The following is a 503-nucleotide window of genomic DNA, read 5'->3' on the forward strand; positions in this document are numbered from 1 at the left end:
CACAAGTGGAAACACCGCCGCGGCGACGGCACCCCGGCTTCGTCACCGTCATCGTCGATCTGACCCCCAACGTGGATGGCACCGGGCCTGCCCGGCTGCTGGACATGGTGCCGGGCCGGTCCGCTGAGGTGTTGCGTCGCTGGCTCGCCGCCCGGGAGAAGTCCTTCCGTGACCGGGTGAAAGTCGTGGCGATGGATGGGTTCGCCGGTTACCACACCGCCACCACCGAGCAGCTGCCCACAGCGAGGAAGGTGATGGATCCGTTCCATGTGGTGCATCTGGCCGCTGACAAGCTCACTGTGACCCGGCAACGGATCCAGCAGGACACGTGCGGGCATCGCGGCAGGTCAGGGGATCTTCTGTACGGGGTGCGTCGGATCTTGTTGACCCGGATGGGACTGTTGACCGACAAGCAGAAAGCGAAGCTGGACGCGGTGTTCGCTGACGAGCGGCACACCGCGGTCGACGTCACCCACTGGGTGTATCAGGACATCATCGCAGCG

The 503-nt window shown here is 65.2% G+C and carries 1 protein-coding gene; it reads left to right on the forward strand.

Going from position 1 to position 503, the window contains the following annotated elements; translation table 11 throughout:
* On the forward strand, positions 1–503 hold a 503-nt coding region (locus tag HMPREF3098_RS08665; RefSeq protein WP_371440978.1), incomplete at both ends, for a transposase.

It is taken from the genome of Corynebacterium sp. HMSC28B08 (assembly GCF_001806865.1).
GTDB lineage: Bacteria > Actinomycetota > Actinomycetes > Mycobacteriales > Mycobacteriaceae > Corynebacterium > Corynebacterium auriscanis.